The sequence below is a fragment of the Streptomyces sp. NPDC047081 genome (assembly GCF_040643775.1).
In the GTDB taxonomy this organism is placed as follows: domain Bacteria; phylum Actinomycetota; class Actinomycetes; order Streptomycetales; family Streptomycetaceae; genus Streptomyces.
Window position 1 is genome coordinate 378,626 of record NZ_JBEYUY010000004.1, and the last position, 22,194, is coordinate 400,819.

Sequence of the window (22,194 nt, forward strand, 5' to 3'; positions counted from 1 at the left end):
AGCACCCTGCACGTGAGCCCCTTCCCGCAGCCGATGGAGACACGATGAGCACGTCCCCGCACGTCGCCGACAGTCACGGTCTGATCCGCGTGCACGGCGCGCGCGAGAACAATCTCAAGGACGTCAGCATCGAGATCCCGAAGCGCCGGCTGACGGTGTTCACCGGTGTCTCCGGCTCGGGCAAGAGCTCGCTGGTGTTCGACACCATCGCGGCGGAGTCGCAGCGGCTGATCAACGAGACGTACCCGGCCTTCGTCCAGGGGTTCATGGCGAACCTGGCGCGGCCCGAGGTCGACGTGCTGGACGGGCTGACCACGGCGATCAGCGTCGACCAGCAGCGGATGGGCGGCGATCCGCGCTCGACCGTCGGTACCGCGACCGACGCCAACGCGATGCTGCGGATCCTGTTCAGCCGCCTCGGCAAGCCGCACGTCGGCCCGCCCGGCGCGTTCGCCTTCAACGTGCCCTCGGTGTCGGCGGCCGGCGCGATCTCGGTGGGCGGCGGTGCCAAGCAGAAGGTCACCTTCAACAAGGTCGGCGGCATGTGCCCGCGCTGCGAGGGCCGCGGCTCGGTCTCCGACCTCGATCTGAGCCAGCTCTACGACGACTCCAAGTCGATCAACGAGGGCGCCTTCACCATCCCCGGCTACACCGGCGGCGGCTGGAACTCCCGGCTGTACGCGGAGTCCGGCTTCTTCGACCCGGACAAGCCGATCAGCAAGTTCACCAAGAAGGAACTGCACGACCTGCTGCACCGCGAGCCGACCCGGATGAAGATCGCGGGCATCAACATGACCTACGAGGGTCTGATCCCGCGCATCCAGAAGTCGATGCTGTCCAAGGACAAGGAGGCGATGCAGCCGCACGTGCGGGCGTTCGTGGAGCGCGCGGTCACCTTCGCCGTCTGCCCCGAGTGCGAGGGCACCCGGCTCGCCGAGCACGCCCGCTCCTCGAAGATCAAGAAGATCTCCATCGCGGACGCCTGCAGGATGGAGATCCGCGATCTGGCCGACTGGGTACGCGAGTTGACGGACCCGTCGGTGGCTCCGCTGCTGAGCGCGCTGGGGCAGACCCTCGACTCGTTCGTCGAGATCGGCCTCGGCTATCTGTCGCTGGACCGGCCGGCGGGCACGCTGTCCGGCGGTGAGGCGCAGCGCGTCAAGATGATCCGCCACCTCGGCTCCTCGCTCACCGACGTCACGTACGTCTTCGACGAGCCGACCGCGGGCCTGCACCCGCACGACATCAAGCGCATGAACGACCTGCTGCTGCGGCTGCGGGACAAGGGCAACACGGTGCTCGTCGTGGAGCACAAGCCGGAGGTCATCGAGATCGCCGACCACGTCGTCGACCTCGGCCCCGGCGCGGGCACGGCGGGCGGCACCGTCTGCTTCGAGGGCACCCTCGACGGGCTGCGCCGCAGCGACACCGTGACCGGCCGCCACCTCGACGACCGGTCCAAACTGAAGGACGCGGTACGGGAGTCCACCGCCGCCCTGGAGATCCGCGGGGCCACGGCGAACAACCTGCGGGACGTCGACGTGGACGTACCGCTCGGCGTGCTCACCGTGATCACCGGCGTCGCGGGCTCCGGCAAGAGCTCGCTCGTGCACGGGTCGATCCCCGCGGAACTCGGGGTGATCTCGGTCGACCAGAGCCCGATCCGGGGTTCGCGGCGCAGCAACCCGGCGACGTACACCGGTCTGCTGGAGCCGATCCGCAAGGCGTTCGCCAAGGCCAACGACGTCAAGCCCGCGCTGTTCAGCGCCAACTCCGAGGGCGCGTGCCCGACTTGCAACGGCGCGGGGGTCATCTACACCGACCTGGCGATGATGGCGGGGGTCGCCAGCACCTGCGAGGACTGCGAGGGCAAGCGGTTCGACGCCGCGGTGCTGGAGTACCGGCTCGGCGGCCGGGACATCTCCGAAGTGCTCGCGATGCCGGTGTCCCAGGCCCTGGAGTTCTTCGCCGCGGGCGAGGCACGCACCCCCGCCGCGCACAGGATCCTCGAACGCCTCGCGGACGTCGGCCTCGGCTACCTCACCCTCGGCCAGCCGCTCACCACGCTCTCCGGCGGTGAGCGCCAGCGGCTGAAGCTGGCCACGCACATGGCGGACAAGGGCGGTGTCTACGTCCTCGACGAGCCGACGACGGGTCTGCACCTGGCCGACGTTGAGCAACTCCTGGGCCTGCTCGACCGGTTGGTCGACTCCGGCAAGTCCGTGATCGTCATCGAGCACCACCAGGCGGTCATGGCGCACGCCGACTGGATCATCGACCTCGGCCCGGGGGCCGGCCACGACGGTGGCAGGGTCGTCTTCGAGGGCACTCCGGCCGAGCTGGTCGCCGCCCGCTCCACCCTGACGGGCGAGCACCTCGCGGCGTACGTCGGCGCCTGATCAGGCGCGCAGTCCGTCCACGATCAGGGCGAGGATGCGGGCGGCCCGCTCCTCGCCCCCGCGGGCCGGGTCGATCCGCCACAACACGCTGAGCTGCAGCAGTACGTCCTCTGGGTCCAGGCCCGGCTTGAGGGAGCCGTCGGCGGCGCCCGCGTCGAGCAGCAGGCCGATGGCCCGGAGGAACGGCTCGTAGTGCTCGTCGTCGCGGCCGCCGTCGGTCGCCGCGTGGATGACCTCGGCGACCCCGAACTTGAGCCGTCCGTAGTGGGCGACCTCGTCGAACCAGAGCCGGAGCGCTTCGAGGGGCTCGTGTTCGTGCTCGGCGAGCAGCTCGGGCGCGCGGTCGATCAGGTGCTGGATGTCGTGCCGGTACAGCTCCAGGACCAGCGCCTCGCGGGTCGGGAAGTGGCGGTAGAGCGTGCCGATGCCGACGCCGGCCTGTTTGGCGATCGCGGTGAGGGACGCGGAGGTCGATCCGGCGAGCGCGTCGCGGGCGACGGTGAGGATCCGCTCCCGGTTGCTGATCGCGTCTTTCCGGGTCGGCTTCGCGGAGGGCGGCGGGTTCACGGGTGTCGGTCGTCCCATCGGTCGGGCAAGCGGTGCGGGCAGGCACGCGGATTGCTAAGCGGAGGGGCCTCCGGTACGTTGGAGTCGTAGCGGAGGGGCCTCCGCTTCAATTCTGGCACAGGCCATGGAGGACAGTCATGCCCGAACTCGTTCTGGTCACCGGGGGCAGCGGTTACATCGCCGGGTGGTGCGTCGCGGAGCTGCTGCGGCGCGGATACGACGTGCGGACGACCGTGCGCTCCGCGGCGCGCGAAAGGGCCGTCACCGATGCCGTGTCGACGGTCGTCGATCCCGCCGGGCGCCTGGGGTTCGCCGTCGCCGACCTCACGGCCGACGAGGGCTGGGAGGCCGCGCTCAAGGGCGTCGACCTCGTCCTGCACGTCGCCTCCCCGCTCGGCGGCTCCGACGGCGCTGACCTGATCACCCCGGCCCGGGACGGCACCCTGCGCGTGCTGCGGGCGGCGACCGCGGCGGGTGTACGGCGGGTCGTGATGACCTCGGCGGCGAACGCCGCGAGCCCCTCGTCGTACGCCACCGAGGGCGTGACCGACGAGACGCTGTGGACCGACCCCGACGATCCGACCCTGATCCCCTACCGGCGCTCGAAGACCGTCGCCGAGCGGGCGGCCTGGGACTTCATGGCGGCCCAGAACGGTCCGACCGAGCTGGTCACCGTGCTGCCCGGCGCGGTCTTCGGGCCGATCCTCACCAAGGAGAACCTCGGGTCCGTCGGCATCGTCGCACGCATGGTCTCGGGTGCGATGCCGGGCGTCCCCCGGATCGGCCTGGAGGTCGTGGACGTGCGCGACCTCGTCGACGTGCACATCCGGGCGATGACGTCACCGGCGGCCGCGGGCCAACGGTTCCTGGCCACCGGCGAGTTCCTGTGGATGGCGGACATGGCCCGCCTGCTCAAAGACGGGCTGGGCGAGCACGGTCGCCGGGTGTCCACCCGGCAGGTCCCGGACTTCGCCGTCCGGCTCGCGGCCCGCTTCCGGGACCCGTCCCTCCGGGAGATCACACCCGCGCTCGGCCGCCGCAACCGGCACAGCACCGAGAAGGCGCGCACGCTCCTCGGCTGGCAGCCGCGCCCGGCCCGGCAGACGGTGCTGGACTGCGCCGAGAGCCTGATCGCGCACGGCGCCGTCTGACGGCCGCCGGGACACCGGCCGACGAGCGCCGAGCACCCGGCTCACATAGACTCGCGTGGTTTGTCCCGCCGTAGCCGAAGCCGTGTACGGAGTTCCCCCATGCCGAGCCCACACGACCCGTACGTCCGTGTCCGCGGCGCCCGCGAGCACAACCTCAAGGGTGTGAACGTCGACATCCCGCGGGACGTGCTGACCGTGTTCACCGGCGTGTCGGGGTCGGGGAAGTCGTCGCTCGCGTTCGGCACGATCTACGCCGAGGCCCAGCGCCGCTACTTCGAGTCGGTCGCCCCGTACGCCCGCCGCCTCATCCACCAGGTCGGTGCCCCGAAGGTCAGCGAGATCACCGGCCTGCCGCCCGCGGTCTCCCTCCAGCAGCGCCGCTCGGCCCCGACGTCCCGCTCGTCCGTCGGCACGGTCACGAACCTCTCCAACTCCCTGCGCATGCTCTTCTCCCGCGCCGGCGACTACCCGCCCGGCGCCGGGCGTCTCGACTCCGACGCCTTCTCCCCCAACACGGCCGCCGGAGCCTGCCCCGAGTGCCACGGCCTCGGCCAAGTGCACGGTACGACCGAGGAGTTGCTGGTCCCTGACCCGTCGCTGTCGATCCGCGAGGGCGCGATCGCCGCGTGGCCGGGCGCCTGGCAGGGCAAGAACCTGCGGGACATCCTCGACACCTTGGGCCACGACGTGGACCGGCCGTGGCGCGAACTCCCCGCCCGCGACCGGGAATGGATCCTCTTCACGGACGAACAGCCGGTCGTCACCGTCCACCCGGTGCGGGACGCGGACCGCATCCAACGCCCGTACCAGGGCACGTACATGAGCGCCCGCCGCTATGTGATGAAGACCTTCTCCGACACCAAGAGCCAGACCCTGCGTACGAAGGCGGAACGCTTTCTGACCAGCACGCCCTGTCCGGTCTGCGGCGGCAGCAGGCTGCGCCCGGAGGCGCTGGCGGTGACCTTCGCGGGCCGCACGATCGCCGAGCTGGCGGCCCTGCCTCTGGTGGAGCTGGCCGCGCGCCTGGACGGCACGTCGGAGGCGGCCCGCGTCCTGACCGACGACCTCAAGTCCCGTATCGCGCCGGTCCTCGAACTCGGCCTGGGCTATCTCAGCCTGGACCGCGCGACCCCCACCCTCTCGGCGGGTGAACTCCAACGCCTGCGCCTGGCAACGCAGTTGCGCTCCGGCCTGTTCGGTGTGGTGTACGTCCTGGACGAGCCGTCGGCGGGCCTGCACCCGGCGGACACGGAGGCCCTGCTCACCGTCCTCGACCGGCTGAAGTCGGCCGGCAACTCGGTCTTCGTGGTCGAGCACCACCTCGACGTCGTACGCGGCGCCGACTGGCTGGTGGACGTGGGCCCGCGCGCCGGCGAACACGGCGGCGAGGTGCTGCACAGCGGCCCGGTGGCGGACCTGGCGGCGGTCGCGGACTCGGCCACGGCCCGCTTCCTCTTCGACGACTCCCCCGCCCCCGTACGCCAAGTACGCACTCCCCGGAGCCACTTGAAGGTCGGCCCGGTCACCCGGCACAACCTGCGCGGGGTGACGGCGGAGTTCCCGCTCGGCGTGCTGACGGCGGTCACCGGCGTCTCGGGATCGGGCAAGTCGACGCTGATCGGCGAGATCACCGAGGACCTCCCGGGCGTCGACCGCCTGGTCTCCGTCGACCAGAAGCCGATCGGCCGCACCCCGCGCTCCAACCTGGCCACCTACACCGGCCTCTTCGACGTCGTACGCAAGGTGTTCGCGGCCACCGCCGAGGCACGGGAGCGCGGTTACGGTGTGGGGCGTTTCTCCTTCAACGTGGCGGGCGGACGCTGCGAGACCTGCCAGGGCGAGGGCTTCGTCAGCGTGGAACTCCTCTTCCTGCCCAGCACCTACGCGCCCTGCCCGGACTGCGGCGGGGCCCGCTACAACCCCGAGACGCTCGAAGTGACGTACCGGGAGCGGAACATCGCCCAGGTGCTCGACCTGACCGTGGAGTCGGCGGCGGCCTTCTTCGCGGACGCCGACACACCCGCCGTCACCCGCAGCCTGAAGGCCCTCCTGGACGTCGGGCTCGGTTACCTCCGGCTGGGCCAGCCCGCGACGGAGCTCTCCGGCGGGGAGGCCCAACGCATCAAACTGGCGACGGAGTTGCAGCGCGGCCGCCGGGGCAACACCCTCTACCTCCTCGACGAGCCGACGACCGGTCTGCACCCCGCCGACGTCGAGGTCCTGATGCGCCAGCTCCACGGCCTCGTCGACGCCGGCCACACGGTGGTCGTCGTCGAGCACGACATGTCGGTGGTGGCCGGCGCGGACTGGGTCATCGACCTGGGGCCGGGCGGCGGCGACGCGGGCGGCCGGATCGTGGCCACGGGGACGCCGGATGAGGTGGCGGGAGCGAGCGAAGGCGCAACGGCACGGTATCTGGCGGGAGTTACGGGGCGAGGACGGTCGTAGGACCGAGCGTCAGTCCACGGGTACCAGCGTCAGATACGCCAGCCCCAGGACGCCTCGACAGCCCCGCAGCCACATGCTCCGGTGCCGGTCGACGCGTTCACGCGTCTCCTTCGCCAAGGGGTGATCGGCGTGGGTGGCGAGCCACTCCTCCACGTCGCACTGGTACGCGGACTCGAACTCCTCCCATTCGTCGCCGTTCGCCGTCTCGATCCAGGCGGGACGGAAGCCCGCGGCGACGGCGAGGTCCACGAGACCGGCGAGGTCGTGGTGTTCGCAGGCCGAGGCGTCCGGCCACATCGCCGCCAACTCGGCCTGAGCGGGCGGGCGTTGCCAGAAGCCCTCACCCAGGAGGACCCGGCCGTTCGGGGTGACCAGGCCGCGCAGGGCGTGCAGAGCTGCCGCGGTGTGGGCGGGAGCCTCCGCGTCGCTGAGGGCCTGGGTGGCACCGAGACAGAGGACGAGGTCGGCGGGACCGTGAGCGGTGCCGACGGCCGACTCCCGTACGAAGCGGACGCGTTCGGACAGTCCGCGGGCCTCGGCGTTCGCCCGCCCGCGGGCCAGGTCGTCCTCGCTCAGGTCGAGCCCGACGCCCGTCGCACCCGGCGCCGCTTCGAGGACCCGGAGCATCAACTCGCCCCAGCCGCAACCGATGTCGAGCACGGTGGCCGGCGGCGCCGCGGCCGTGAGGCGGCCGACCATCGCGGAAGCCCGGGCCTCCGACAAGGGGCCGTGGAAGGTCAGCCGGGTCAGTCGCGGCGGGGCGTCGGTGGTGTCCATGACCCCGAACAGTAGGGACGACCGCGGCGCGTTCGCCAACAATTAACTCCGCTTCCACTCGTGGAGAACGAGCCCCTGCCGGACCCACGACAAGCTTGGGTAACCAGCGGTAACTTCTGTCCTGTTCCTCCACCACAACCGCTTACTAGCCCAGGAGTAACACCCCCATGCGCAGACTCCTCGCCTGCCTGGCGGCGGCAGCCGCCACCCTCGGCGGGCTCACCGCGGCCGCCCCGTCCGCGGCGGCCGCCGACTCGGGCACCTTCAGCGTTCTCAGCTACAACGTGGCCGGCCTCCCCGAAGGGCTCTCCAGCGCGCCGACGCCCCGTCAGTCGAGCACCACGACGATCGGACAGCGCATCGCGCCGTACGACATCGTCCAGGTGCAGGAGGACTTCAACTACCACGCGTACCTGTACGCGGCGGACACCGCGCACGCCTACCGCACCGCGACCAGCGGTGGCGCCGGCATCGGCAGCGGGCTCAACACGCTCTCGAAGATCTCCTACGACGAGGACGACTTCGAGCGGGTCGGCTGGAACTCCTGCCAGATCGACTCGGGCGACTGCCTGACCCCCAAGGGCTTCACCTTCATGCGGGAGCGTCTCGCCGAGGGCGTGTACGTCGACTTCTACAACCTGCACACCAACGCCGGTACGAACGACGGCGACGAGGCCTCCCGCGCGGACAACCTCAACCAGCTGACCGACTTCATCAAGACCCACTCGGCCGGGAACGCCGTCGTGGTGATGGGCGACACCAACGCCCGCTACACCCGCGCGGCCGACACCATCGCCGAGTTCGGCGCGGCCAACGGGCTCACCGACGCCTGGGTCCAGCTGATACGGGGCGGCAGCGCGCCCGCGAAGGGCAGCGACGCGCTGGTCTGCGACCAGTCCGGGGCCACCGTCCCGAACACCTGCGAGGTCGTCGACAAGGTCCTGTACCGCGGCAGCAAGCTGGTCTCGCTCAACGCGACCTCGTACAACAACGAGCACGCCAAGTTCCTCACCGACGACGGGCTCATGCTCTCCGACCACGACCCGATCACGGTCGGCTTCTCCTGGTCGCGCAACTCGGCGTTCCAGCTCAGCGACCAGTTCGGCGGGCCGCACGGCGACTACTACAACGACATCGACAGCGTGCCGGCGGCCGCCCGCGCCACCACCATCGCGCTGCGGTCGGGTTCGCGGGTCGACCAGATGAGCGTCACCCTCGCGAACGGCACGACCCTCGCCCACGGCGGCACGGGCGGTACCGCCTCCTCCCTCACCCTGGGCAGCGGCGAGTACGTCACCACGGCCTACCTCTGCCAGGGTGTGAAGGACGACCACACCCGCATCTTCTACGCGAAGTTCACGACGAACCTCGGCCGCACGCTGGCCGGCGGCACGACGACCTCCGACTGCGTGACCCGCACCGCGCCCTCCGGCTGGCAGATCGCCGGCTTCCACGGGCGCTCGGGCGACGAGGTCGACAAGGTCGGCTTCATCTACACCCAGCGCTGAGCCGCCGGCCGGGCACCTCACCTGGTGGAGAGCAGCCCCGTGACGAGGTCGCGGGGCAGGCCATGGGTGTCGTGGAGATACCCGTAGTCCTCCTCGGTGAGGTGCCCCCGGAATCCCGGCCGGGAGAGCACGCGCCGGCCGCGTTCGAGCAGGCGCGTGAACCGCCTTTCCTCGTCGAGGAGTTGGTCTCGTACCGGCCCGGTTCCGACGGGCTGGTGGAAGTGGTCGAGGGTGTGCCGGAGGAGTTCCTCCGGGAGGTCGGTCAGGGTGCGCGTCGGGTCGTCGCGCAGGAGCGTGGTCAGTACGCGGCGGATCAGGCGGCGCAGGACATGGCCGCGTCCCGTGTTGGACGGCCGTACCCCGTCGCCGAGTACGACGATGCCCGACCGCAGGTGGTCGCAGACCAGGCGGGTGGAGGGCTCGTCGTCGAGGGGCCAGAGGGAGGGCACCGTCCGCATCCAGGGCTCGAACAGGTCGGTGTCGTACACCGAGTCGCGGCCGTGGAGGACGGTGAGGAGGCGCTCCAGGCCCATGCCCGTGTCGATGCCGGGCTGCCGGAGGGGTTCGAGGGTGCCGTCCTCGTGGCGGTGGTAGCGCATGTGGACGTGGTTCCAGATCTCCACCCAGCGGGGGTCCGTGGTGGGGGTGCCCTCGGGTGGGGTGTCGCCGGTCCAGACGAAGATCTCGGAGTCGGGGCCGCAGGGGCCGACGGGACCGTTGGACCACCAGTTGTCGTCGCGGGTGAGTTCCACGGGCAGTCCCGACTCCTCCCAGGTGCGCAGGGATTCGGTGTCGGGGCCCACCTGGTCGTCGCCGCCGAAGACGGTGACGTACAACTTGCTCTGCGGGATGCCGAAGCCGTCGCGCAGCAGCTCGTGGCCCCAGCGCAGGCTCTGCGGATGGCCGTAGTCGCCGAGCGACCAGGAGCCGAGCATCTCGAAGACGGTGAGATGGGTCGGATCGCCCACCTCTTCGAGGTCGGTGGTGCGCAGACAGCGCTGGACGTCGACCAGGCGCCGGCCCTGGGGATGGGGGCGGCCCAGGAGGTACGGGGTGAGGGGGTGCATGCCCGACGTGGTGAACAGGACCGGGTCCGGGGGCGGTGGCAGGAGGGTGCCGCCGGTGATGAGGTGGTGGCCGCGGTCGCGGTAGAAGTCGGTGAAGGTGCGCACGGTCTCTTCGGTGTTCATGGCGGTGTCCGTTCGGGTCGTGGGACCGGAAAGGACCGCGCGGTGAAGGCGTGGGCGGGCACGGAGAACCCCGGCGGTCCGTCTCCGGCCGCCGGGGAATCTGGGTGAGGTCAGGCGTCGGCAGCCGGCGAGCTGGTCGCTCGCGCCGCCGTGCCGTGGGTTCGCCTCATGACCTCCATGGACTCGACGCTAACAGTCCTGGCACGGACCGTCCTGCGGTTTTCGGGCCCCTCAGCAGCCGGTGGTCCAGATGTGGGAGTCGCCGCGGTCGTTGGCGGCCGCGTTGTAGCCGACCTCCTGGCCGGGGGCCAGGCAGATGGTGACGTCGCCGTCCTGGAAGGCGCTTTCGTAGACCTTGACGTGGTCCTTGATGCCGGGACCGGAGATCCCGTGGTTGGCCCACGAGCTGTCCTCGTCCGCGATGTTGCCCTCCCACCAGCTGTCGTCCCCCGTCCAACTCACCGACAGCCCGCCGAAGTTGGCGTCGGTGTAGGCGCAGAAGCTCCCGGAGGCACAGGTCGCGGCGGCCTGGGCGGTGCCCGGTACGGCGGCCAGGGCGGTGCCGGCGGCGAGGAGGACACCGGCGGTGGCGATGAATGACTTGCGCATGATGGTTTTCCTTTCGATGGGCATGGTTGTGCCGTGCGGTTGTGCGGGTGATGTGGACTCAGAGGCCGTGCCGGACGGCGTAGCGCAGCCCGTGCTCGCGCAGCCGACGGTGGTCGTCGAGCTGGTCGGCGTACTGGGCGCGCAGCTCGGCCGTGTGCTCTCGCTCCAGCCGGGTGCCGGTCGCGGCGAGATCCGTGCGGCGGACACACCGGGCCTCGGCGACGGCGTACCGCCGTTGCAGGGCGGTGGCCTGACGCCGGTCGAGCCCGCGGGCGGCGCGCTGCCAGGCGGCGCGGAGTTCGGCGGGGTCCGTGGCCTTGTGCACGGGTGCGACGCAGCGCGACCAGCGGGCGAGGGCGGCGCGGTAGGCCGGGTCGCGGGTGACGCGCTGGTGTGCCGCGGCCGCGAGGTTGTTGACCGTGACGTCGCTGCGGAACCAGGCGGCCTGGTCGCCGTAGAGGACGCGCTGCGCCTCGGCGAGGCAGCCGTCGCTGTTGGCCTTGACGACGAGGCCGGTGGCCGTACGCGTGGACAGTTCGCGGCGTCCGGTGCCGAACAGGGCGTCGGACAGGCGCTGTTGCTCGGCCGCCGCCTGTTTGTCGAGCTTCTGCGTGGCCGGCCGGCTCTGTCCCGTACTGCCCGCCGTGATGCCGAAGCCATGCTCGGTGGCCCAGGCGGGGTCGTCGATGCCGTACGGGAACTGGCGTTGTGTGCCGGCCGGTTGAGGTGCGGCGGGGGTGGCGGCCGGCGCGAGTGGCTCGACCTGACGGTTCGTCAGGCAGCGCCGTACGAGCTCGTTCTGGGCGCTCTTCAGCAGGTCGTCCTGGGCCTGGGCGGTGCGCGGCACGGAACGTATCGCGTCCCCCGACCCGTCACCGCCCGCGCAGCCGCCCACGAGGCCCGCCACGCACATCGACAGCGCCACCGTGGACACGATCCTGGAAGCCCGCACCGGGGCCACCCCCTGCCTTCAGCCGTCTTCCGACTCCCCCGTCGGCTTGGTCTCCATTAGAGGGGGAGGGACAGGCGGTTGTGATCCTCTGAAGTCATAGGGCGGACCTTGCGCGGGCTTCGCGGACGGTCCGGACCCGGGGGCTCAGGCCACCAACGCGGCGTGGGTCCAGTCGGGTTGGGGAGTGGCGCCGGGCTGGGCGGCCCGGGCGAGGGAGCGGCGGTCGGGGTGGGTGCCGGCCGGGATGACCGGCCGTACGTCCACCTCGGCCACCAGGCCGCGCACCGACACCACGCGCCACACCGAGGCGAGCAGCGAGTCGTCGCCGATGAAGGCAGGCGCGGTGCTGGCGGCGCCGCCGGTGAGACGGTAGTGCAGGCGTACGGGCTGGACGGGGACGTCGGCGTCGAGGGCGGCCTGGAAGACGGCGCGCCGGAAGTTGCCCTGGGCGCGGCCGCACCAGGTGCTGCCCTCGGGGAAGGCGCCGACGGCCTGTCCGGCGCGCAGGGCCTCGGCGATGCTTGCGACCGTGCCGGGCAGCGCCCGCAGCCGGTTGCGGTCGATGAACAGGACACCGCCGCGGGCGGCCACCGGCCCGGCCACCGGCCAGTCGCGGATGTCGGACTTGGCGAGCATCCGGGCCGGGCGGACGGCCCCCAGCAGCGGGATGTCCAGCCAGGAGATGTGGTTGGCGACCAGCAGCAGACCGCCGGTGGGCGCGGCGGCGCCGGTGATACGGACCCGCACCCCCGCGGCCCGTACGATCCACCGGCACCACCGCTTGACCAGCTCGGCGGGGATCCTCCCGCCGAGCGGTGCCAGGGCGATCCCGACGAGCATCAGGACCGCGACAGCCGTGATCCGCAGTACGGCCAGGGGCACGGCCGTGACGGATCCCGTCGCCTCTATGCACGCCCGGGGGGTGCAGGGCGCGCTGGGCTGCCAGACACTCATCAGGCCGGGACGAGCGAGAGGAAGTGCCGCAGATAGCGCGGGTTGACCCTGCGCATCGACAGCAGCACGTACAGGTCGGCGACCCCGAAGTCCGGGTCGTGGGCGGGCTCGGCGCACACCCAGGCGCCGAGCCGGAGGTAGCCGCGCAGGAGGGCGGGGAGTTCGGCCTGTGCCGCGGGGGCGGCGGCCGCGGAGGGGATCCACGGCAGCAGCGGACGTACCCGGTACTCCTCCGGGGCGAGGTACTTGGCCCGCACCCGGTCCCAGGTCGCGGAGGCGAGCGCGCCGCCGTCGGCCAGCGGGATGGAGCAGCAGCCGGCCAGCCACTCGTGGCCGCCCGCCACCATGTAGCGGGCGATGCCGGCCCAGATCAGGCCGATGACCGCGCCGTCGCGGTGGTCGGGGTGCACGCAGGAGCGGCCGACCTCGACCAGGCCACCGCGGATCGGGGCGAGCGCGGAGAGGTCGAACTCGCCCTCGGAGTACAGCCGTCCGGCGACCGCGGCCCGCTCCGGGGGCAGCAGCCGGTAGGTGCCGACGACCTGGCCGGTCACCTCCTCGCGCACCAGCAGGTGGTCGCAGTACGCGTCGAAGGCGTCGATGTCGTGGCCCGGCTGGGGGGTGGCCAGCAGGGCGCCCATCTCGCCGGCGAACACGTCGTGCCGCAGCCGCTGGGCGGCGCGCACGTCCGCCTCGTCGCGGGCGAGGGAGACGGTGTAGCGGGTGGGGGCGGCGGGCTGCGGGGGACGGTCGAGCGTGGTTACGCCGGTCATGGCTCTCTCCTGGTCACCGGGGTCGGCGGAACTGCGAGCGGGGCCGGTGTCCGTGTGTCCGGCCGCAACAGTTCTTCCGATGCCGGTTGGCGAGCGCGTGACCTGTGCCAGGAGAGCGGATGTGCGGATGTTGAACGTCACACTCGCGGCCGGTGGACGGCGACTTCGAGGTGGAGATCGAAGCGTACGCCGTCCGGCTGTGTGGGCAGGGTGACGGCGTGGAAAGGCTGGGTAATGGCGCAGGTGACCGGCTGCCGCGGGCCGGGGCGAATCTCGCGCGCCTCGACCCGGACGACGTCGTCCTCACGGATCAGCCGGGTGATCTCCACCTTGTAGCCACCGGTGTTGCGGGTGCCGATGGCCACGAACAGCACCATGGAGGAGGCCCAGTCCACCGCGGGCGGGATTCCGTCGCCCGAGACGTTCCGCCACAGCACGTCCCAGCTCCCCTGGTCCTTCACGGCCTCGGCGAACGGCGTGCGCGCGGTGGACCAGTGTGCCCGCACCAGCTCACGGAACGGGATCTCGACGGTACGTCCCATGGCTCCCTCCCCCGGGCTACCGCTTCGCCACCTTCCGCGTAGCCCGCAGCCACTCCTTGTTCATGCTCGTGATGGAGACCAGCGGGATGCCCTTCGGGCAGGCCGTCGCGCACTCCCCGGTGAGGGTGCAGCCCCCGAACCCTTCCTCGTCCATCTGCGCCACCATGTCAAGCACCCGCGTCTCCCGCTCGGGCGCCCCCTGCGGCAGCACGTTCAGGTGGTTGACCTTGGCCGAAGTGAACAGCATCGCCGCCCCGTTGGGGCACGCGGCCACGCACGCCCCGCAGCCGATGCACTCGGCGTGCTCGAAGGCGAAGTCGGCGTCCGGCTTGGGCACGGGCGTGGCGTGGGCCTCGGGCGCGGCGCCGGTCGGGGCGGTGATGTAGCCGCCGGCCTGGATGATCCGGTCGAAGGCGGACCGGTCCACGACCAGGTCCTTGATCACCGGGAACGCGGACGCCCGCCACGGCTCGATGTCGATCGTGTCGCCGTCCTGGAAGGACCGCATGTGCAGCTGGCAGGTGGTGGTCCGCTCCGGGCCGTGCGCGTCCCCGTTGATGACGAGGGAGCACGCGCCGCAGATGCCCTCGCGGCAGTCGTGATCGAAGGCGACCGGGTCCTCACCGCGCAGGATGAGTTCCTCGTTGAGCGTGTCGAGCATTTCGAGGAACGACATGTCCTGCGAGATGCCGTCCACCTCGTACGTGGACATGGCGCCGTCGGCGTCGGCGTTCTTCTGCCGCCAGACGCGCAGGGTGAGCTTCATGCGTAGCTCCGCTGGGTGGGGTGGACGTACTCGAAGACCAGGTCTTCCTTGTGCAGGGTGGGTGCCTCGCCGGTGCCGGTGAACTCCCAGGCGGCCGCGTAGCCGAACTCCTCGTCCCTGCGCGCCGCTTCGCCGTCCGGGGTCTGGGACTCCTCGCGGAAGTGGCCGCCGCAGGACTCGGCGCGGTGCAGCGCGTCGAGGCACATCAGCTCGGCGAGCTCCAGGTAGTCGACGATCCGGTTGGCCTTCTCCAGCGACTGGTTGAACTCCTCGCCGGTGCCGGGGACCTTGATCCGCCGCCAGAACTCCTCCCGGATCTGCGGGATCCGCTCCAGCGCCTTGCGCAGGCCGGCCTCGGTGCGGGCCATGCCGCAGAACTCCCACATGAGTTCGCCGACCTCGCGGTGGAAGGAGTCCGGGGTGCGGTCGCCGTCGACGGAGAGGAGCAGGTTGAGCCGGTCCTCGGTCTCCGCCAACACCTCCTGGACGACGGGGTGTTCGTCGGTCACCGCGTCCTGGTGCGGGTTGCGGGCGAGGTAGTCGTTGATGGTCGCCGGGAGGACGAAGTAGCCGTCGGCGAGGCCCTGCATCAGCGCCGAGGCGCCCAGCCGGTTCGCCCCGTGGTCCGAGAAGTTGGCCTCACCGATCGCGAACAGCCCCGGGACCGTGGTCTGGAGGTCGTAGTCGACCCACAGCCCGCCCATCGTGTAGTGCACGGCGGGGTAGATCCGCATGGGGACCGTGTACGGGTCCTCTGCGGTGATCCGCGCGTACATGTCGAAGAGGTTGCCGTACTTCTCCTCGACGGCCTTTCGCCCCATCCGCTTGATGGCGTCGGCGAAGTCGAGGTAGACGCCCTGTCCGCCGGGGCCGACCCCGCGCCCCTCGTCGCAGACGTTCTTCGCGGCGCGGGAGGCGATGTCTCGCGGGACCAGGTTGCCGAAGGACGGGTAGATGCGCTCCAGGTAGTAGTCGCGCTCGTCCTCGGGGATCCGGTTCGGCGGCCGGTCGTCGCCCTTGGCCTTCGGCACCCAGATCCGGCCGTCGTTGCGCAGCGACTCGCTCATCAGGGTGAGCTTGGACTGGTGGTCGCCGGTGCGCGGGATGCAGGTCGGATGGATCTGCGTGAAGCAGGGGTTGGCGAAGTACGCGCCGCGCCGGTGGGCTCGCCAGATGGCGGTGGCGTTGGAGTTCATGGCGTTCGTCGACAGGTAGAAGACGTTGCCGTAACCACCGCTGGCGAGTACGACGGCGTCCGCGAAGTAGGTGTCGATCTTCCCGGTGATCAGGTCCCGGGCCACGATCCCGCGCGCCCGCCCGTCGACGACGATCAGGTCCAGCATCTCGGTGCGCGGGTGCATCTCGATGTTCCCGGCGGCGATCTGCCGGCTGAGCGCCTGGTACGCGCCGAGCAGGAGCTGCTGGCCCGTCTGCCCGCGGGCGTAGAAGGTCCGCGACACCTGGACGCCGCCGAAGGAGCGGGTGTCGAGCAGTCCGCCGTACTCCCGTGCGAAGGGCACGCCCTGCGCCACGCACTGGTCGATGATCTCGACCGAGATCTGCGCCAGGCGGTGGACGTTGGACTCGCGCGCCCTGAAGTCGCCGCCCTTGACGGTGTCGTAGAAGAGCCGGTGGATGGAGTCGCCGTCGTTGCGGTAGTTCTTGGCCGCGTTGATGCCGCCCTGGGCGGCGATGGAGTGGGCGCGGCGCGGGGAGTCCTGGTAGCAGAACTGGACGACGTGGTAGCCCTGTTCGGCGAGGGTGGCGCCCGCGGAGCCGCCCGCGAGACCGGTGCCGACGACGATGACGGTGTGCTTGCGGCGGTTGGCCGGGTTGACCAGCTTGGCCTCGAAACGGCGCTTGTCCCAGCGCTCGTTGACGGGTCCGGAGGGTGCTTTGTCGTCTGTCAGCTGTGCGCCGGTCGTGTAGTCGACGTAGGTCATGTTCAGCTCACCACTCCGGTCATGACGCCCACGGGTACGGCGATGAAGCCGGCCGTGAGCAGCAGCGCGAGGACGTTGGCCGTGGCCTTCAGGGCGCGGTCGCGGGTGCGGCTGCCGGCGCCGAGGGTCTGGGCGGCGCTCCAGAAGCCGTGCCGGACGTGCAGGCCGAGCGCGAGCATCGCGACGATGTAGATGACGTTGCCGTACCAGGTGGAGAAGGTGTCCACGACGTTCTGGTACGGGTGCCCCTCCTGGAAGCCGCCGGAGTGCACGGTGCCCGTGGTCAGGTCGAGGATGTGCCACACGATGAACAGGCCGAGGATGATGCCGCCCCAGCGCATGGTGCGCGTGGCGTAACTGGCCCGGGGCCTGCTGTGCACGTACTTGGTGGGCCGTGCCCTGATGTCACGGCGGCTGAGCTGGTAGGCGGAGGTGGCGTGCGCGACCACGGCGACGACCAGGACCACGCGGATGAGCCAGAGCGTCCACTCGTAGTGCATGAACGGTTCGCCGATGGTGCGCAGCCAGTGTGCGTAGTGGTTGAACTCGCCCGGCCCGAAGTAGATCTTCAGGTTGCCGATCATGTGGACGACCAGGTACAGCAGCATGATCAGTCCGCTGACCGCCATCACGGTCTTCTTGCCGACGGAGCTGTCCCACACGGTGCGTGCCATGGACGGCCGTCGGTCCGTCCGCGTTGCCAGAGCCATGGGTCAAGACGCTAGGGCCGAACGGCCCCATCGGTCCAAGACATGGTCCGGCTGGATTCAATAGGCGGAAGCTATCGTGACACCATGCAGTTCCAGCAGCTTCAGTATTTCGTCGCCGTCGCCGAGACCCGGCACTTCACCCGGGCCGCCGATCTGGTGCATGTGGCCCAGCCCTCCCTCTCGCAGCAGATCAAGGCGCTGGAGCGGGAGCTGGGGGCCGATCTGTTCCTGCGGGCGCGCGGGAACATCACCCTCACCGACGCGGGCGAGGCGCTGCTGCCGCTGGCCCGGCGGATCCTGGCCGACGCGGACACAGCCCGGCACGAGGTGCAGGAGCTGGTGCAGCTGCGCAGCGGGCGGGTGCGGCTGGGTGCGACGCCGAGTCTGTGCACGGGACTGCTGCCGGACGTGCTGCGCGCCTTCCACGACCGCTACCCCGGCATCCGGCTGCTGATCGAGGAGGGCGGATCGCACGACCTGGTCCGGGAGCTCGCGCGCGGAGCGCTGGACCTCGCGCTGGTCGTACTGCCCCTTCCGACGCCGTCGCCCGCGCTGACCACGGTGGAACTGCTGCGCGAGGACCTGGTGGTGGTGTCGTCACCGGAGGCACCGGCACCGGGCGGACCGGGTCGGCGCACCGTGCGCATCGCCGACCTGGAGGGCGAACGCCTGGTGATGTTCCGGCACGGCTACGACCTGCGCGAACTGACCGTGGCGGCCTGCCGCGCCGAGGGCTTCGAGCCGGCGTTCGCGGTGGAGGGCGGGGAGATGGACGCGGTACTGGGCTTCGTCCGGGCGGGCCTCGGCGTGGCCGTCGTACCACGCATGGTCGCGACCCGGACGGGCCGGGGCCTGCGGGTCACCCCCCTCGCCCGCCCCGGCCTGCACCGGATCATCGCGCTGGCGCACCGCAGCGACGTGGCTCCGCCGCGGGCGGCACGGGAGCTGCAGCGGATGCTGCTGGAGCGCTGAGCGCTCACCAGGTCGGGATGAAGCCCCCGTCGATCACCAGGTCGCTGCCGGTGATGTTGGCGGCGCGGTCGCCGGCCAGGAACAGGACCGCCTCGGCGATCTCGGTGGGCGTCGAGAACCGGCCGGTGACCATGGCGGCGCGGGCCTGGGCCACGACCTCGTCCGGGGTGATCCCGGCGGCGGCCGACACGGTCTGGGCCACTCCCCCGCCGCCGAGCCACAGCTCCGTCTCGACCGGACCGGGACTGACGGTGTTGACGCGGATGCCCTGGGGGCCGACCTCCTTGGACAGCGCCTTGGAGAAGGCGACCAGGGCGGCCTTGCCCGCGCTGTAGTCGATGACCAGCGGGTCGGGAAGTGTGGCGTTGACGGAGGCGACGGTGACCACCGAGCCGCGGCCGGCCGCCAGCATGGCGGGCAGCGCGGCACGGGTGACGCGGACTGCGGCCAGCAGGTTCAGGTCGACGGTACGGCGCCAGTCCTCGTCGGTGACCGAGAGGAAGCCGCCGGTGCGGGCGGGAGCGGTGCCGACGTTGTTGACCAGGACGTCCACGCGGCCGTCGGCCGCCGCGACCAGTTCCCCGGCCGCCTCCGGCTGCGCGAGGTCGACCGGCACCCAGGTCGCCGCCCCCTCCTTCACCAGCGCGTCAAGGCGCTCGGAGCTGCCGCGCGACCCGGCCACGACATGGGCGCCGGCCCGGGCGAGGGCCTCCACGACCGCGAGCCCGATGCCCTTGCTGGCGCCCGTCACCACGGCGGTCCTGCCCTGAAGTTCGCTGCTCATCGAGTCCAACTCCCTCGGTCCGCGGGGGTCGGCCCAGGCCGCCGCTCAGCCCGTCGCGTCCACCAGCGCCAGTTCGTGCAGTCGCTCCGGTGGGCCCGGGCGGGCGTAGTACCAGCCCTGGGCCGTGTCGCAGCCCAGTATGCGCAGCTGCTCGGCCTGGGCGCCCGTCTCCACGCCCTCCACCGTGACCGCGAGGTCCAGGCTGTGGGCGAGGGAGACGATCCCCTCGACGATCTTGAGGTCGACCGGGTCGGCGGGGAACTGCTGCATGCTCTGGGTGAAGGAGCGGTCCAGCTTGAGGATGCTGACCGGGAGCCGGCGCAGGTTCGCCAGGTTCGAGTAGCCGGTGCCGAAGTCGTCGAGGGCGATGTCGACGCCCATCTCCGCGAGGCGGCGCAGCGGCTTGAGGAGGTCGTCGTCGGCGCCGATGAGAGCCGACTCGGTGACCTCCAGGCACAGCGCGTCAGGCTCGACGCCCGCCCGCTCCAGGATGTCGACCGTGTCCTGGACCAGCCCGGGGTGCGTGAGCTGGCAGGGCGAGAGGTTGACATTGATGCGGAGCGGGCCCGCCTCGTCGTACCGTTCCCGCCACTCGCGGGCCTGGCGGACGGACTGTTCGAGGACCCAGCGGCCCAACGGGACGATCAGGCCGGTGTGTTCGGCGAGCGGGATGAAGCGGTCCGGGCCGAGGACGCCGTGCTGCGGGTGCAGCCAGCGGACCAGGGCCTCGGCGCCGCGGACGCTGCCGTCGCCGAGGTGGACCAGCGGCTGGTACTCGATGAAGAACTCGCCCCGGTCCAGGGCCGCCGGCAGCGCGGTGGTCAGCCCGTGCCGGGTGATGGCGCGGGCGTCGGCCTCCTCGTCGGCCAGCTCGAAGCGGTTGCCGCCCGCCGACTTGGCCCGGTACATGGTGATGTCGGCGCTGCGCAGCACCTCCGCCGGACCGCGCTCCCCCGCCGGGCCCTCGACGATGCCGATGGAGCCGCGCACGGTGAGCTCGCGGCCGTCGATGCTGATCGGGGCGACCAGGGCGTTCATGATGCGGGAGGCGAGCTCGTCGACCTCGCGCTCGGTGTCGGGGCCGGTGGTCAGCGCCACGAACTCGTCGCCGCCGAGCCGGGCGACCATCTCGCCGGGCGCGGTCGTGCACGCCTGCAGCCGGTCGGCGACCTCGACGAGCAGGCGGTCGCCGGCCGAGTGGCCGAGGCTGTCATTGACGGTCTTGAAGCCGTCCAGGTCGAGGTAGCACAGGCCGAAGCGCTGGCCCTGGCCCGCTCCCAGCGCCTTCTCCAGACGTTCGAAGAAGAAGGTCCGGTTGGGCAGTCCGGTGAGCGCGTCGTGGGTGGCCTCGTAGCGCAGCCGGAGGTTGAGCAGCCGCCGCTCGGTGGTGTCCTCCATGAGGGCGAGCTGGTACTGCGGGTTGCCGTCGGCGTCGCGCAGCAGGGAGACCGTCAGATTGGTCCACAGGACCGTTCCGTCGGGCCGGTAGAAAGCTTTCTCGAGGTGGTAGTGCTCGCGCTCGCCGCGGACGAGTTCCTCGTAGAGCGTCCAGGTCTGCGGGGCGTCCTCGGGGTGGGTCCACTCCTTGACGTTGCGGGAGCGCAGGTTCTGCTCGGAGAGGCCGAACATGCGCAGCAGCGCGCCGTTCACCTGGAGGATGTTGCCGTCCAGGTCGGCCATGCCGATCCCTATGGCCGCGCCCTCGAACACCGCGCGGAAGCGGGCCTCGCTCGCGTGCAGGGCCTGCGCGACCACGCCCTGGGCCTGCAGGGCGGCAGCCGAGATGGCCTCCTGCTCGGCCAGCGTCCGCTCGCGCAGCGCCTGCGCGAAACCGGCCGCCATGGCGTGCTGCAGCCGCGCGGCGCGCACCCGCAGCTCCTCCTGGTCGCCGTCCTCGCCGCAGTAGAGCACCAGATAGGCGTCGACGCAGTCCAGGGTGCGGCTGAGCGCCTCCGGGTCGGTGCAGTGCGCGGCGACCAGCGCGGCGCCCACCGCCCTGCCCTCGTCGGCGTCGAGCGTCCGGGTGTGCAGGGCCTCGCTCAACCGCCGGGCCAGCGGCAGGAGTTGCTCCTCCAGCTCGGGGCGGGTCAGGGACGTCGAGGTCACCGGGAACACCGCCCGGCTCCAGATCGTCGCGAACCGGCGCAGTCTGTCCTCCGGCCCGTCCGGCTCGGCGATCACGCGGTACGCCCCACGCCGGCGAACCCGGAGAAGGCATAAGGATCCTCGTCCTCCGGTGCCGTCTCCGGCCGCCACTCGGGCATCGGCACCAGTCCCGGTTCCACCATGTCGTACCCCTCGAAGAACCGCGCGATCTCCTCGCGCGAGCGCATGATCAGCGGGTTGCGGATGTCCTTGTACACGTCGACCGTGCCGGCGGCCCGCTCCGGTGGCAGCGGGATTCCCTCGTACGAGGCATGCGTGAGGACGAGCAGGCTGCCGGGCGCGAGTGCGTCGCGCAGCTCCGCCACCGCCTCGTACGGGTCGTCCGCGTCTTCCACGAAGTGCAGTATGGCAACGAGAAGCAGCGCCACTGGCCGGTTCAGGTCGATCAGCCGCTCAACTTCGTCGCCGGCGAGGATCTCCTGGGGCTTTCGGAGGTCGGCGGCGACAACTCCCGTCCGCTCGTTGCCCTTGAGGACCGCCTCGCTGTGCGCGACGGCGACCGGGTCGTGGTCGACGTACACGACATGTGCCTCGGGGTTGGCCGACTGGGCGACCTCGTGGACGTTGCCGAAGGTCGGGATGCCGGAACCGACGTCCAGGAACTGGGAGATGCCCTCCCCGACGGCGAAGCGCACCGCGCGGCGCATGAACGCCCGGTTCGCCTGCATGATCTTGGGGAGTCCCGGCATGAACTCCATCGCCTTGCGGGCCGCTTCCCGGTCGACCTCGAAGTTGTGCGAACCGCCCAGGTAGTAGTCGTACATCCGCGAGACGCTGGGCACCGAGATGTCGATGCCCCGGGGGGCCCAGGCGGGACGCTCCATCTATCTCTCCAAGGCGTAGGCGATCCGGTGTTCGAGCTGAGGCTACTGATCGCCTGCCAACGGGGCGAGCCGAAACGGAAATTGACCGTCCGTTCCCGGTCACTGCCTGCGGCACGTGCCGTTCCTCATCCGATGAAAAACGACAAAAACGGCGCCACG

General features: G+C 71.2%; 19 protein-coding genes. 5 read left to right on the top strand and 14 right to left on the bottom strand.

Annotation, left to right across the window (positions count from 1 at the left end; all coding sequences use genetic code 11):
* Positions 1–44 precede the first annotated feature (44 nt).
* The gene (locus tag ABZ848_RS10140; RefSeq protein WP_360828267.1) at positions 45–2,399 is read left to right on the top strand and encodes an excinuclease ABC subunit UvrA; all 2,355 of its coding nucleotides are present in this window, start codon (positions 45–47) and stop codon (positions 2,397–2,399) included.
* Here the strand turns inward: ABZ848_RS10140 and ABZ848_RS10145 are convergent, their stop codons facing one another.
* Positions 2,400–2,966: a TetR/AcrR family transcriptional regulator gene (locus ABZ848_RS10145; protein WP_360828271.1), complete on the bottom strand. Its 567-nt coding sequence runs from the start codon at positions 2,964–2,966 to the stop codon at positions 2,400–2,402. It abuts the gene before it with no gap.
* Between the two features lie 137 nt (positions 2,967–3,103).
* On the opposite strand from ABZ848_RS10145, the gene ABZ848_RS10150 reads away from it, so the two are divergent.
* Together ABZ848_RS10150 and ABZ848_RS10155 are read left to right on the top strand one after the other, a co-directional pair.
* Positions 3,104–4,117 (top strand): NAD-dependent epimerase/dehydratase family protein, encoded by a 1,014-nt coding sequence (locus tag ABZ848_RS10150; protein ID WP_360828274.1) that lies wholly within the window; start codon positions 3,104–3,106, stop codon positions 4,115–4,117.
* A gap of 99 nt (positions 4,118–4,216) precedes the next feature.
* The gene (locus ABZ848_RS10155; RefSeq protein WP_360828277.1) at positions 4,217–6,565 is read left to right on the top strand and encodes an excinuclease ABC subunit UvrA; all 2,349 of its coding nucleotides are present in this window, start codon (positions 4,217–4,219) and stop codon (positions 6,563–6,565) included.
* Between the two features lie 9 nt (positions 6,566–6,574).
* Here ABZ848_RS10155 and ABZ848_RS10160 read toward each other — a convergent pair whose 3' ends face one another.
* Complete coding sequence (locus tag ABZ848_RS10160) at positions 6,575–7,342, bottom strand: class I SAM-dependent methyltransferase (protein ID WP_360828280.1); 768 nt, start codon at positions 7,340–7,342, stop codon at positions 6,575–6,577.
* Between the two features lie 167 nt (positions 7,343–7,509).
* Between ABZ848_RS10160 and ABZ848_RS10165 the strand changes: the two genes are divergently transcribed.
* Positions 7,510–8,850 (top strand): jacalin-like lectin, encoded by a 1,341-nt coding sequence (locus tag ABZ848_RS10165; protein WP_360828282.1) that lies wholly within the window; start codon positions 7,510–7,512, stop codon positions 8,848–8,850.
* 17 nt (positions 8,851–8,867) lie between these two features.
* Here the strand turns inward: ABZ848_RS10165 and ABZ848_RS10170 are convergent, their stop codons facing one another.
* The 9 genes from ABZ848_RS10170 to ABZ848_RS10210 all read right to left on the bottom strand — a co-directional run bounded on the left by ABZ848_RS10170 (position 8,868) and on the right by ABZ848_RS10210 (position 17,253).
* Positions 8,868–10,040 (bottom strand): alanine--tRNA ligase-related protein, encoded by a 1,173-nt coding sequence (locus ABZ848_RS10170; RefSeq protein ID WP_360828285.1) that lies wholly within the window; start codon positions 10,038–10,040, stop codon positions 8,868–8,870.
* A 231-nt stretch (positions 10,041–10,271) separates the two neighbouring features.
* A complete protein-coding gene (locus ABZ848_RS10175; protein ID WP_360828288.1) occupies positions 10,272–10,649 on the bottom strand; it encodes a peptidase inhibitor family I36 protein in 378 nt (125 codons plus the stop codon).
* 58 nt (positions 10,650–10,707) lie between these two features.
* Positions 10,708–11,601 (bottom strand): hypothetical protein, encoded by an 894-nt coding sequence (locus ABZ848_RS10180; RefSeq protein ID WP_360828291.1) that lies wholly within the window; start codon positions 11,599–11,601, stop codon positions 10,708–10,710.
* Between the two features lie 144 nt (positions 11,602–11,745).
* Positions 11,746–12,555 (bottom strand): lysophospholipid acyltransferase family protein, encoded by an 810-nt coding sequence (locus ABZ848_RS10185; protein WP_360828294.1) that lies wholly within the window; start codon positions 12,553–12,555, stop codon positions 11,746–11,748.
* Positions 12,555–13,328 (bottom strand): GNAT family N-acyltransferase, encoded by a 774-nt coding sequence (locus ABZ848_RS10190; RefSeq protein ID WP_360828297.1) that lies wholly within the window; start codon positions 13,326–13,328, stop codon positions 12,555–12,557. The genes ABZ848_RS10185 and ABZ848_RS10190 overlap by 1 nt, the downstream gene beginning before the upstream one ends.
* 137 nt (positions 13,329–13,465) lie before the next feature.
* Positions 13,466–13,870, bottom strand: a complete 405-nt coding sequence (locus ABZ848_RS10195) for a protease complex subunit PrcB family protein (protein ID WP_360828299.1) — start codon at positions 13,868–13,870, stop codon at positions 13,466–13,468.
* 16 nt (positions 13,871–13,886) lie between these two features.
* Positions 13,887–14,636 carry a succinate dehydrogenase/fumarate reductase iron-sulfur subunit gene (locus ABZ848_RS10200; RefSeq protein ID WP_360828302.1) on the bottom strand — a complete coding sequence of 250 codons (750 nt, stop codon included), beginning with the start codon at positions 14,634–14,636 and terminating at the stop codon, positions 13,887–13,889.
* Positions 14,633–16,579 (bottom strand): fumarate reductase/succinate dehydrogenase flavoprotein subunit, encoded by a 1,947-nt coding sequence (locus ABZ848_RS10205; protein WP_360828304.1) that lies wholly within the window; start codon positions 16,577–16,579, stop codon positions 14,633–14,635. Before ABZ848_RS10205 ends, ABZ848_RS10200 begins: the two co-directional genes overlap by 4 nt.
* A 2-nt stretch (positions 16,580–16,581) precedes the next feature.
* Positions 16,582–17,253: a succinate dehydrogenase gene (locus tag ABZ848_RS10210; protein WP_242776491.1), complete on the bottom strand. Its 672-nt coding sequence runs from the start codon at positions 17,251–17,253 to the stop codon at positions 16,582–16,584.
* 120 nt (positions 17,254–17,373) lie between these two features.
* On the opposite strand from ABZ848_RS10210, the gene ABZ848_RS10215 reads away from it, so the two are divergent.
* Positions 17,374–18,261, top strand: a complete 888-nt coding sequence (locus ABZ848_RS10215; protein WP_360828308.1) for a LysR substrate-binding domain-containing protein — start codon at positions 17,374–17,376, stop codon at positions 18,259–18,261.
* A 4-nt stretch (positions 18,262–18,265) separates the two neighbouring features.
* Here the strand turns inward: ABZ848_RS10215 and ABZ848_RS10220 are convergent, their stop codons facing one another.
* Genes ABZ848_RS10220 through ABZ848_RS10230 form a run of 3 tightly spaced genes read right to left on the bottom strand, consistent with a single transcriptional unit; the run spans position 18,266 to position 22,035 of the window.
* Positions 18,266–19,045 carry an oxidoreductase gene (locus ABZ848_RS10220; RefSeq protein ID WP_360828311.1) on the bottom strand — a complete coding sequence of 260 codons (780 nt, stop codon included), beginning with the start codon at positions 19,043–19,045 and terminating at the stop codon, positions 18,266–18,268.
* A 45-nt stretch (positions 19,046–19,090) separates the two neighbouring features.
* A complete protein-coding gene (locus ABZ848_RS10225; RefSeq protein ID WP_360828314.1) occupies positions 19,091–21,226 on the bottom strand; it encodes an EAL domain-containing protein in 2,136 nt (711 codons plus the stop codon).
* Entirely contained in the window at positions 21,223–22,035 is an 813-nt protein-coding gene (locus tag ABZ848_RS10230) for an SAM-dependent methyltransferase (protein WP_360828317.1), read from the bottom strand. The genes ABZ848_RS10225 and ABZ848_RS10230 overlap by 4 nt, the downstream gene beginning before the upstream one ends.
* Between the last annotated feature and the right edge of the window lie 159 nt (positions 22,036–22,194).